Source organism: Lactobacillus agrestimuris, from assembly GCF_943193025.1.
Classification (GTDB): Bacteria; Bacillota; Bacilli; order Lactobacillales; family Lactobacillaceae; genus Lactobacillus; species Lactobacillus agrestimuris.
Genome location: NZ_CALPCQ010000003.1, coordinates 1 through 12518 on the forward strand (window position 1 = coordinate 1; position 12518 = coordinate 12518).

12 protein-coding genes and 1 tRNA gene are annotated in these 12518 nt (G+C 36.3%); 1 reads left to right on the forward strand and 12 read right to left on the reverse strand.

The features are described 5' to 3' along the window. Positions 1-160 precede the first annotated feature (160 nt). Positions 161-1018 (reverse strand): hypothetical protein, encoded by an 858-nt coding sequence (locus NFR82_RS01205; RefSeq protein ID WP_251716331.1) that lies wholly within the window; start codon positions 1016-1018, stop codon positions 161-163. 323 nt (positions 1019-1341) lie between these two features. Further along, positions 1342-1414 (reverse strand) — tRNA-Thr (locus tag NFR82_RS01210). Between the two features lie 322 nt (positions 1415-1736). Here NFR82_RS01210 and NFR82_RS01215 point away from each other — a divergent pair. Next, positions 1737-2993, forward strand: a complete 1257-nt coding sequence (locus NFR82_RS01215; protein ID WP_251716332.1) for a DUF2974 domain-containing protein — start codon at positions 1737-1739, stop codon at positions 2991-2993. Between the two features lie 86 nt (positions 2994-3079). Here NFR82_RS01215 and NFR82_RS01220 read toward each other — a convergent pair whose 3' ends face one another. The 10 genes from NFR82_RS01220 to gyrA all read right to left on the reverse strand — a co-directional run bounded on the left by NFR82_RS01220 (position 3080) and on the right by gyrA (position 12512). After that, the gene (locus NFR82_RS01220; RefSeq protein ID WP_251716333.1) at positions 3080-3340 is read right to left on the reverse strand and encodes a GlsB/YeaQ/YmgE family stress response membrane protein; all 261 of its coding nucleotides are present in this window, start codon (positions 3338-3340) and stop codon (positions 3080-3082) included. A 1-nt stretch (position 3341) separates the two neighbouring features. After that, complete coding sequence (locus NFR82_RS01225; RefSeq protein ID WP_251716334.1) at positions 3342-3509, reverse strand: CsbD family protein; 168 nt, start codon at positions 3507-3509, stop codon at positions 3342-3344. Between the two features lie 127 nt (positions 3510-3636). Continuing rightward, positions 3637-4515, reverse strand: a complete 879-nt coding sequence (locus NFR82_RS01230; protein ID WP_251716335.1) for an ROK family protein — start codon at positions 4513-4515, stop codon at positions 3637-3639. 135 nt (positions 4516-4650) lie between these two features. Beyond that, positions 4651-6036: a replicative DNA helicase gene (dnaB, locus tag NFR82_RS01235; protein ID WP_251716336.1), complete on the reverse strand. Its 1386-nt coding sequence runs from the start codon at positions 6034-6036 to the stop codon at positions 4651-4653. A gap of 22 nt (positions 6037-6058) precedes the next feature. Then, on the reverse strand, positions 6059-6514 hold the full coding sequence (rplI, locus tag NFR82_RS01240) for a 50S ribosomal protein L9 (protein WP_251716337.1): 456 nt from the start codon (positions 6512-6514) through the stop codon (positions 6059-6061). A gap of 11 nt (positions 6515-6525) precedes the next feature. After that, entirely contained in the window at positions 6526-8547 is a 2022-nt protein-coding gene (locus NFR82_RS01245; RefSeq protein ID WP_251716338.1) for a DHH family phosphoesterase, read from the reverse strand. Between the two features lie 134 nt (positions 8548-8681). Beyond that, a complete protein-coding gene (gene rpsR, locus NFR82_RS01250; RefSeq protein WP_004039880.1) occupies positions 8682-8918 on the reverse strand; it encodes a 30S ribosomal protein S18 in 237 nt (78 codons plus the stop codon). Between the two features lie 30 nt (positions 8919-8948). Then, complete coding sequence (ssb, locus tag NFR82_RS01255) at positions 8949-9473, reverse strand: single-stranded DNA-binding protein (protein WP_251716339.1); 525 nt, start codon at positions 9471-9473, stop codon at positions 8949-8951. 45 nt (positions 9474-9518) lie between these two features. Next, positions 9519-9815 carry a 30S ribosomal protein S6 gene (gene rpsF / locus NFR82_RS01260; RefSeq protein ID WP_251716340.1) on the reverse strand — a complete coding sequence of 99 codons (297 nt, stop codon included), beginning with the start codon at positions 9813-9815 and terminating at the stop codon, positions 9519-9521. Positions 9816-10019: 204 nt separating this feature from the next. Then, positions 10020-12512, reverse strand: a complete 2493-nt coding sequence (gene gyrA / locus NFR82_RS01265) for a DNA gyrase subunit A (RefSeq protein WP_251716341.1) — start codon at positions 12510-12512, stop codon at positions 10020-10022. Positions 12513-12518: the final 6 nt, after the last annotated feature.

A 12518-nucleotide genomic window follows, 5' to 3' on the forward strand; every position in this document is an offset into this window, starting at 1 on the left:
GGAACTCCTTTTTCTAATGTTTAAAGAAATAAATTTAAGGAATCATTCATCCTTACACAAACTATTTTACAGTCTCAAATTTACAATTCATCGTCTTTTTAATATGGTATTTATAGATTAAAAATAAAATACATCAAAATAATTATAAGAGAAATTTTAACTATTCAAGATAAATATCTTGATAAAATTTATTGTTAAATGGTTTAAATTTCCTTTTATCATTATCATAATATCCTCTAAAGTATACACAAGGTATATTTCCAGTATTAATATAATTATCTATATCTTTAGTTACAGCACGTTTTTTTAACTGATTATAATTAGCATATAAAGTAGATTGAGAAAAATCAAAAAAATTAAAACAGATTGGTCCATTATCACTATGAGTAACTCTTGCGTTGCCATAAAAAATATGTGGCAAATTTAGATTTACATTAATTGGTATCGTATCTAAATCAGCTACTTTGACAAATAATTCATTTAATTTCATTAAGTTTCCATCTATTTTAAGAAAAGCTCGATCATTAGGTATATCTTCATCTTTCCACAATTCAATTAATGAATAAAGAGCGCTACGATGTGAATTTTGCGTTTTTGAACCTTGTGTACTTTTTCCAATATTATTCGACTTAGTAGTTCTTTTGCTTTGATTCAATGATTTTTTTCCATTAACTAAATTTTGAGACTTAGCTTTACTAGGATATCTATCGACTATTATCATTCCACCCTTAATTACTGTGCTTTTACTTTCTTTAAAATCTTTTTTATTCTGATAATTTAATTCAGTAGAAGAAATCTGATTGCACCCATCAATATGTAATTCTGAATTACTTGATGGTTTAAAATAATATCTTTTGCCAGTCTTTTTCCAATTTGTACAAGTTAAAGGGATAGCACAATTTGGATCTAAACAGTGAAACTTATATTCAGAGTTTAAAGTTCCATTTTTTGATAATTTATTTGCTTCCTTTGCTTCAATTTCTTTCTTTAATTCTTCACTATAAGCTGATTCAACCATACATTTATCCCTTCACTTAAATATTTTTAGTTAAACTCTTCATATTAATTTTAACTTATTTAGTACTAATAAATTATATTATTAAAATTTATTTTACTTATTCAATATATAAAATATTAAGATTTTGTTTGCACACAAAAAAGCAGGTCTAAAGCCCGCTATTATAACCCTTATTCTACTTTATAAATTATTCTATGACACATATAGTGTTTAATGTGTCAAATTATGTTCCAAAAAATATTTTACACAAAAAAATTAACCTTTACTTATCTTCGTAAAACGTTGATAAATTAAGGTTAATCAATTTAAATGATTCTTATTAATGCTGACTAGAGGATTCGAACCTCCGACCTCATCATTACTAGTGACGTGCTCTGCCAACTGAGCTAAGTCAGCAACTTTTCAGTTGTCTCACCTGACAACGATATTAATAATACAGGATAAAAGGAATTAATGCAAGCTTTTTTTGAAAAAAGTTTGCAGAAAATAAAATTACCCTCTTTATCATTACTATATTGAGCTAAAGATATTATTGTAACTACAATAATTGGTATATATTTATTAAAATTTTAGACATTAGATGATCTATATGATTATCTTTTTTTATAGATTTATATTTTGATAATAAAAATTCCAGAACCTCAAGGGGTTCTTTTTTTCTGTCTTCGGAAAAATTGTTACAATAGCTATAGTTGATTTACATGAAGGAGTTGATTTTATGGCTGGACCACTAGACTATTTACGCTGGCGTGGGGACTTCAGTTTTAGTGAACAAGCTTTTAATAGTGTTGATGCATCCTTATTTGCTTCACTTGTCTACTTACCGGTTGATCCATCTGCAGAGGGACACACTTTGAAGGAAGTTGCCGAAAGGTTGCGTGATTTACCATCTTTTCAAAATCAAATGCATGATGAAACAGGTACTGAAATTTGGCTTCTGCCTGTCAGTCCTCGTCTTGGCAATGTTGAAATTCTTAATTGGACAACCAGAATGGAAAAAGAGCCCTACCCTCTTCAATTTTCTGCTGCAACTTTTAGGCTCGACGACCATACTATTTTAATTTCTTATCGCGGTACTGACAGTTCAATGATCGGTTGGAATGAAGACATGAATATGAACTATATGCCTGAAGTTTACGGTCAAAATGTTGCTGCACAATATCTAGAAAAAATAGCTCAGGAATATCCAGATGACAAGATTTTTATTGTTGGACATTCTAAGGGTGGTAATTTTGCCCAATATGCTTTAAGTGCTGTTGATGCCGATATTCAAGACAAAATTATTAAGGCGATTAGTTTTGATGGCCCTGGCTTTTATCACCAGGTTTACCACAGTCCTGGTTTCAAGCGTTCAATAAAGAAGATGAAAACATACCTACCTGAAGGATCTATTATTGGTACAATGCTAGATCACCCAGAACGTGTAGTTATTGTTAAAAGTGAAGTTCCAATGCAGCACCAACATGACCCTCGTAGATGGAGTGTAGCTCGAAACAGTTTTGTTTTGGCCGATGGTTTAACCGTCGGAGCTCGCATATTAAGACACTCATTGATTAACTTCAACCATTCAATTCCTGATGCTAAACGTGGTGAAACTTTTGCGGCATTATTTGATGCCTTTGAAAACTCTGACATTAATGATGTTAACCAACTATTCTCACATAAACTCGTTGGTACTTATCGCTTGGGCCGAATCTTAATGTCGCTTGATCCTGATCAAAGAAAAATTTTAACTAGTATGTTTACCGATATTTGGAATACTTACCGTAATAATCTTCCATTTGGTGATGGTGGAGAATTTAAACATTATCCTAAGAGTAATGATTCTAAACACTTCCCTATTTTCTTTGAATTTTATGATACTGACCAACCTGCTTCCAAGCTAGCAGCCGAATTATCACATCAACGTAAGCAAGAAAGGAAAAAACATAAGAAGAAGGATAAAAAGAGGCACAATCACAAGAAAAGACATTAATGTTTCATGTGTAACAAAAAGTAGTTTCTAAATAGAAACTACTTTTTTGTTGGATTTTATTTTTGATTAAATTTATAAATTTATTATTAATTAGTTTTTCTGTTCAACATTTCGAGAACAAATGAAACGATCAATACCAGGATAATCGCACCTAAGATCGATGGAACAATGGCCATTCCTGCCACTTGTGGTCCCCAAGCTCCAAGTAGAGCTTGTCCTAATGAGGATCCGATTAAACCTGCCAAAATATTTGCAATCCAGCCCATTGATTGACCGCGGCCAGTTATTGCACCTGCGATCAAACCAATAATACCACCGACAATTAATACCCATAACCAATGTAACATATTAGTCACCCTTTCTCTTTTTAGCATCGGTAAGATCTTTCTTTACCTTACCTTTTGTCCGTTGAGCTTTGCCTTGTGCTTCGCGCAACTTGTCGCCCGTAACTTTGCCCTCAACTTCCTTGAGCTTACCGACAACTTTGTCCTTAAGTCCTGTATCTTCTTTAACCATCTATATCACTCCTTTAGGTGAATTAATCTATATTCTTATATTACCAGTTAAATGACATTGTGTCACTCTAATTGCATAAAAAAAGATCCGGCTTAACAAAAAGTTAAGGAATTGGATCTTTTTATTTTTAATTCAATTCTGCTTTTGCAAGTTCAAAGTCACCTAAAGTTGCGGAACCATTATTTTCTACAGCTGGACGAACGATTAATTCATTCAAATCTGGAGTAGCAACATAATTATTATTAAATTCGTCGAAGAACTTACGAACCTTTACTAGATCATCTTCGTTTAAGACAGAACCACCAACAACCATTACATCTGGACGAGCAGCCATGTAAACATTGAATAAAAGTTGGGCAACATAGTATGAAACATAAGTGAATACTTTATTGTCGCGAGATAATTTTTCACCAGGGATTCCAGTTCTGCCTTCAAGCGAAGGACCAGCAGCCATCCCTTCCACACAATTATTACCGTGAAATGGACAATGACCTTCATAATCATCCCCAGGATATGGCTTAACAAGCATATGGCCCATTTCAGGGTGATTATTAAGCCCAAGCATTTGTCCTGCTTGAACAATTCCGGCACCAACACCAGTACCAATAGTTACATAGAAGTAGCTCTTAGTATCATCTTTACCGCGAGCAATATATTCACCGTAACAAGACGCATTAACATCAGTGGTCATCACTACAGGGATATTCAATTCTTTTTCAAAGAAGCCCTTAAAGTTAGTACCTGACCAACCTGGCTTTGGCGTATCTAAGATATAGCCGAAAGTACGAGAATTTGGATTAATATCAATTGGGCCAAAAGTACCAATTCCAAGTGCATCAACCGGATTTTCTTTGAAGAAGTCTACACTCTTTTGTAAAGTTTCATCAGCAGTGGTGGTTGGAATTCTACCAGTTGCAACTATTTCGCCAGTGTCAACATCTTGCACAGCAAGTACGAACTTAGTTCCACCAGCTTCAATACTACCTACATATTTCTTATCTGCCATTTTTTTCATCCTTTTCTTATTCTCATTTATATATATGCTGAAATAATTATAAGAAAAATCAAGCATTTCTGTAAAGGCTTTCAGCAAAGATATATATTTTTCCATCAAAAAAAGCCCAGATTTCTGAGCTTTTGGTTAACTTGGATCATGAGCATAATCTAAGTTTGAAAATCTATTATACGGTTTAGAAAACATCAATTTGACCGTTCCTCGGCTTCCTGAACGGTTTTTCTCAATGATGACTTCTACTTCCCCATTATCATTTTCTGCTTCAATTTCGCCGTTATCTGAGCCTTCCTCGCCATCTTCACTTTCGTCTCGATAATAATCATCACGATAAAGGAAAGATACGATATCGGCATCCTGTTCGATAGATCCAGATTCACGGATATCTGATAGAACTGGACGCTTATCTTGTCTTTGTTCAACAGAACGAGAAAGCTGGGAAAGAGCAATAACTGGAACATGAAGTTCCTTAGCTAATTTCTTTAATTGACGAGAAATAGCTGAAACTTCTTGTTGACGTGATTCACTACGTGGACCTTCAATTAGCTGCAAGTAGTCGATTACGATTAAACCAAGATTACCTTTTTCTTTGGCCAATCTTCTTGATTTCGCCCGAATTTCACTCATCTTAATACCAGGAGTATCGTCGATATAAATACTTGCACCAGCTAAAGAACCTGAAGCCATTACTAACTTCTTCCATTCTTCTTCATCAAGCTGACCAGTTCTCAGGTGCTGAGAGTTGATCAAGCCTTCTGAGGCAAGCATTCTCTGAACTAACTGTTCTCCACTCATTTCTAGAGAAAACATAGCAACGGTCTTATCTTCATGTAGACCAACATGTTGAGCCATGTTCAAGGCAAAGGAAGTTTTACCAACACCAGGACGAGCAGCAATAATAATCAATTCATCATCATGAAAACCAGTTGTCATCTTATCCAACTCTTGGAATCCAGTTGCAAGACCAGTAACCATATTTCCATCATCTGGAATATTGTTAATATCATTAACGGCATTATTAACGATCTCCTTAATGTCTCTGAAACCACCAGTATTATTTTCTGATGAAACATTCATGATCTCGCTTTCGGCATCATCAAGAATATCAGTCACATCATCGGAATCATCCATGGCATTATTAATGATCTTTTGACTAGCAGAGATCAGTCTTCTAAGTAACGCCTTACGGTGAACAATTTTTGCATAATAAGTAACGTGTTCAGCCGTTGGTGTAGCAAGAGCAAGCTGAGAAACATAGGCGATACCACCGATATCATCTATTTGATTTTTCTTAGTCAACTCATCTTGTAAAGTTAACGGATCAATTGCATCCCCGCGATCGGATAAATCAAGCATCGCCTGGAAAATCAATCGATTAGCCCGTTCATAGAAGTCGTCAGTCACTACAACTGCACTAATATCTGCAATTGCTTCTGGATCAATAAAAATAGCACCTAAAACCGCCTTTTCCGCTTCAGAATCATGCGGTATTTGTTGCGAAACAATATTATCCATTAATTAAAACCACTTTTGTAAATTAGTCTTGTTCAGTAACATGAACACGAATAGTACCTTCAACACCCTTGAATAATTTAACAGGAACGTTAGTGTAACCCAAAGACTTGATTGGTTCTGGAAGGTTTAACTTACGTTTGTCAATCTTGATGCCGTATTGCTTTTCCAAACCTTCAACAATCTTCTTACCAGAAATTGAACCAAATAATCTAGCATCAGTACCAGCCTTTGACTTGAAGTTAACAACAGTTTCATCCTTATCAAGAACTGCCTTAATCTTTTCTGCTTCTGCTTTTTCTGCTTCGTATGCAGCTTGTTCGTTAGCTTCAATACGCTTCAAGGTAGTCATATTTGCCTTATTTGCTGGCTTAGCCATATTGCGCTTGAATAAGAAGTTTTGAGCATAGCCATCTGGAACATTCTTAACTTCTCCACGCTTACCACGACCTCTAACATCTTGAGTAAAAATAACTTTCATTTCCTTATCTCCTATTCATTTTCTTCTTCATATTCATCAATAGCTTCAAGCAACTTTTGCTTGGCCTCATCAACAGTAACATCTTCTAATTGAGTTGCTGCATTTGATAAGTGACCACCGCCGCCCAATTTTTCCATAATTAATTGGACATTGATCTTACCCATTGAACGCGCTGAGATTCCAATTGTATTTTGATCTCTGCGCGTAATTGCAAAACTTGCACCAATATTTTCTAAATCTAGGGCCACATCTGCCGCCTGAGCCGTGATAATTGGATCAATTATCTTATCGTCAGGTCCACATAAAACCGCCATATGAGGTTTTACAAGCTTCAGAGTAGCTACCAAATGTGCCTTTTCAAGGAAACTATTGATATCTTCTTTAAGAAGCAAGCTTACGACTGTTGAATCTGCTCCGATAGACCGCAAGTAACTTGCCGCATCGAAAGTTCTTGTCCCTGTACGAAGGGAGAACTCTTTTGAATCGACAACAATTCCGGCCAGCATGGCAGTAGCTTCAAGATCAGTTAAAACTCTTTGGCCATTTGCTGGTTGTTGATATTCTATCATTTCTGTTACCAATTCACACGCTGATGATGCATATGGTTCAACATAAGTTAACATTGGGTTCTCTGGGAACTCTTCACCACGTCTATGGTGATCAATCACAATAATTCTATTTTTCAATCGATCATATAATTTCTTTGAGTAAGTGATTGAATACTTAGAGTGATCGACCATAACCAACAATGATTTATCAGTAACCTCATCTAGAGCCTTATCCGGATCAATGAAAATATCAGTGTCTTGTTTTTCTTCCTGCATTCTTGCAACAAGTCGGCCAACATCGTAGTTAGTATTTTTAACATCGAGGACAAAGTTAGCTTTTACTCCGTGGAGTCGAGCAATTTTCACTACTCCGATACCACTACCAACTGAGTCCATATCTGGACGCATATGACCAACTACAAGGACTCTATCAGCATCCTTGAATAATTCGCTAAGTGCTTGAGAAACCATTCTAGCTCTAACTCTAGTACGCTTCTCCATTGGATTAGACTTACCACCGTAAAAGCGGGCATCTTTACCAGGTTGACGTAAAACAACCTGATCTCCGCCTCGTCCAAGTGCAAGATCCAAGTTCGATTGGGCTTGATTAGCAATTTCAGTTAAAGAATCACTTCCGAAGGCAATCCCAATTGAAAGAGTCAATGGAGTATTATTTCGGCTGGTTTCTAACCTAATTTTATCTAAGACAGAGAACTTATCCTTTTCCATCTTATCAAGATCTTGCATATGAGCTAAAAGCAAAAAGTGATCTTCATCAATTCGCTTCAAGTATGAATTAAACTTCTTGGCATAATTACTTAAAGTATTTTGAACATATGAACTCATGCTGGTTAATTCTTGATCATGCATGACTTCGCTCAATTCATCGTAGTTATCGATAAATACTTGACCAATTGCCAATCGTTCTGCCTTATATTTTCTTTCAATCTTGGCGTATCTTGAAATATCAAGTAAATAAATTACTCCCAAGTTATCTTGAACAACCATTTCAAATTGATGGCCATCCCAATCGATAATATGATTTTCAACCGTTTTTGCTTCGATCGCTTCATCCAATAATCTATTCAAATCTGGATCAACCGACTTGATAGTATGCCCAATCAAATCATCACTTTTCAGATATAGTTGTAAATATGGATTTACCCACTGAATTTGATGGTCTGAATCATAGAGCAAAATTCCAAGTGGCATTTTAATCAAAGCTTCTTGCTCACTCCGCTTGATTCGATAAGATAAATTAACAGCAAAATTATTTGCATTATCTGCTAAAACATAGGTTCCATAAATGACGCAAGCAATAGTTAAAATAAAAATCAAAACTAAAGCTAGTCCAAGTAACGGACTCATAATCATCCCTATAATGGTACCTAATAATGACAACACTAAAATAATTGCCACGGAAGCCGTCAAGCGTGAATCTCTAATAAAAGATGGCAGCTCAAGCTTACGTAAAAAATCTTTCATAACAGAACCTTCCTATAGGTAATACTATTACTGTTTTTATTATACCTTATCAGACCTGCTAGATAAAAAATAGCGCAAAAAAATACCGTCACTCAATTTGAGTAACAGTATTTTTATTATCTCTTATTAACCAATTAGTCTTCAGCAACAAATGGTAACAAGCCCATAATACGAGCTCTCTTAATAGCATTTGCAACCTTACGTTGGTTCTTTGCGCTAGTGCCAGTGACACGACGTGGTAAAATCTTACCTCTTTCTGAGATAAAACGTTTCAACAGATCAACATCCTTGTAGTCAACGTATTCAATGTGGTTAGCTGCAATGTAGTCAACCTTGCGACGACGACGGCCGCCTCTTCTTTGTTGAGCCATATCCCTAGGTCCTTTCTTTATAATCTATTTTTAGAATGGTAAATCGTCATCTGAAATATCAATAGTATCTCCAGATCCAGCAAATGGATCTTGTGGAGCCTGTGATTGATCATTTGTGTTTGACGCACCATTATTTGGTTGGAAATTATTATTGGTATTATTTTGCATACCATTGTCATTTCCATAATTGTTATTTGGTGTGTAGCCACCATTTTGACCGCGGGCTTCACGATCTCTACGTGATTCGAGTAATGAGAAGTTATCTACAACAACTTCAGTTACATATACTCTTTTCCCGTCTTTATCATCGTAAGTTCTGGTTTGAATTCGGCCATCAATACCAACTAATGAACCCTTTGAAGTAAAGTTACTGAAGTTTTCAGCAGCCTTTCTCCAAATTACACAGCTGATGAAGTCTGCGCCTCTCTCACCTTGAGCATTTGTAAATTGACGGTCAACAGCAAGAGTAAACGTAGCAACCGAGATTCCACTCCCAGTAGTACGCAATTCAGGATCACGTGTTAATCGGCCAACAAGTACAACTCTATTAATCATACTTCGGTCCTTCCTTTCCTAAATTACATATCTCGACAATAAAAATTACTTGTCCAACTTAACAGTCATTGAACGCAAGATTGCGTTATCAATTCTGGACAAACGGCCAAATTCGTTAACTGCGTCAGCGTTTTCTGCAGTGAAAGTCATGATGTGGTAAGTACCTTCACGATACTTTTCGATTTCATATGCAAAATGACGCTTGCCCCAGTCTTTGGATTCAACCATAGTACCACCGTTGTCTGCGATAACCTTATCGTAGTTTTCAACGATTGCCTTCTTTGATTCTTCATCAATATCAGGCTTAATGATGTAAGTCAATTCGTACTTAGTGATTGCCATAAACTATTGCACCTCCTTCTGGACTATATGGTTCTTGCTAAAATCAAGAACAAGGAGTAATCAAATATTACTCACAGTTCACAATTTTAGCACATAAACAAAAAATTACCAAACAAAATTCACGTGATCCTCGAGGACTTTTACCCCTCATATATATATACGCAAAAAAGTTTGATAATTCTCTGAAAATTTTTATTTTTTTGATTATTCTTCTGAATCTGAACCATCATCTGAAGAACTATCAGTGATTTCTTGATCATCTTCAGTTGGTACAGTTGCAAGACTGGCTACTTTGCTATCGCCATCAACCTTGATTAAACGAACACCCAAAGTATTTCTACCGGTTTGAGAAACATCATCAATCTTGAAACGAATCATAATACCATCAGTAGTAATTACCATGATATCCTTCGTACCATCGACAACAGTAATTCCGGCAATTGGACCGTTCTTTTCTGTTACATTAGCGGTCTTGATACCTTTACCGCCACGACCCTTGATTGGATATTCACTAGCTGCGGTTCTCTTACCGTAACCCTTTTCTGAAATTACGAGAACTTCATCATCTGGTCTGATTACTTCTGAGCCAACAACATAATCATTGTCACGTAAGTTAATTCCGCGAACACCGGCTGCAGTTCTACCCATTGGACGAACATCACTTTCTTTGAAAGTTACTGCATAACCCAAGTGAGTACCGATTAAAATATTCTGATTACCATCGGTAGTTAAAACATTGTTAAGTTCGTCGCCATCTTTCAAGGTGAGAGCGATCAAACCACTATTTCTGATATTTTCGAATTCACTAACGTGCGTACGCTTAACAGTACCCATCTTAGTGATGAAGAATAAGTAGTTGTCATCTGCACCTTCAGGAATATTGATAACAGTTTGAATCTTTTCACCCTTATCAAGTTGGAGTAAGTTTACAATTGGAAGTCCCTTAGCAGTTCTACTGTATTCTGGAATCTCGTATGCCTTCTTAGAATATACCTTACCTAAGTTAGTGAAAAATAAAAGCATATCGTGAGTACTTGAGTAGATAAGATTTTCTGTGAAATCATCATCTTGAACTCCCATACCCTTAACACCTTTACCACCACGGTTTTGGGTCTTAAATTCAGTAATTGGCATTCTCTTGATGTACCCCCTATGAGTTAAGGTCAAAAGAACATTTTGCTTCTCAATTAAATCTTCATCTTCAATTGAAACAATTTCGCTGGCACCAATTTCTGTACGACGTTCATCCCCAAAGCGTTTTTGAATTTCAAGAAGTTCATCGTAGATAATTTGATCAATACGTTCATGCTTAGCAAGAATATCTCTGTAATCAGCAATCTTAACTTGAAGTTCTTGATATTCAGCCTCAACCTTATCACGTTCCAAACCAGTAAGACGAACTAAACGCATGTCCAAAATAGCTTGAGCCTGCTTATCGTCTAAACCAAAGCGGCTAATTAAAGATGCCTTAGCGATATCACTTGATTGACTAGAACGAATAATCTTAACGATTTCGTCAATATGATCAAGGGCAATTCTTAAACCTTCAAGAATATGAGCTCTGGCTTCAGCTTTTGCCAAATCAAACTTGGTACGACGAGTTACGACATCTTCTTGGTGATTTAAATAGTATTGAAGCATTTGCTTCAATGTTAAGAAGTGAGGCGCACCGTCAACAATAGCCACCATGTTCATACCAAAGTTAGCTTGCATTTGAGTTTCTTTGAATAAATTATTCAAAACCACACTCGCACTTGCATCTCGGCGAACATCAATGGTGATTCTCATACCAGTCTGGTCTGATTCATCACGAACACCGGTAATGCCGTCGATTACCTTTTCACGAGCTAGATCAGCAATCTTCTTAACAAGTTCAGCCTTGTTAACCATGTATGGAAGTTCAGTAACGATGATATGTTCACGACCGCTCTTTTCAGTTTCAATTTCGGTCTTAGCACGAACAACAATGTTACCCTTACCATTTTCATAAGCACGATAAATTCCACCACGTCCCATAATGATTCCGCCTGTTGGAAAATCTGGTCCTGGGATAGCCTTCATCAACTCTTTAGTTGTAACATCAGGATTCTTCATCAACATATGAAGACCGTTGATAACTTCACCTAAGTTATGTGGTGGAATATTGGTAGTCATACCAACAGCGATACCGTTTGTTCCGTTAACCAGCAAGTTAGGAATTCTAGCTGGTAAAACAGCCGGTTCATTTTCAGTATCATCATAGTTACGTTGCCAATCAACAGTATTTTTGTTGATATCACGTAACATTTCCATGGCAATTTTGCTCATTCTTGCCTCGGTATAACGCATTGCGGCTGGTTCATCCCCATCGACAGAACCAAAGTTACCGTGACCATCAACTAACATATAACGGTATGAGAAATCTTGAGCCATGTGAGCCATAGCAAGATAAATTGAGGAGTCACCGTGTGGGTGGAACTTACCCATAACCTCTCCAACAATTCTGGCTGATTTTTTATATGGCTTATCTGGAGAAACTCCCAACTCGCTCATTCCGTAAAGAATACGACGCTGTACTGGCTTTAAACCATCACGTACATCTGGAAGAGCACGTGCAACAATAACTGACATAGCATAGTCAAGGAATGAACTACGCATTGTGCTAGTTAAGTCAACGTTTCGGATTCTACGATCTTGTGTTTGATTATCGTTATCCATTTAATA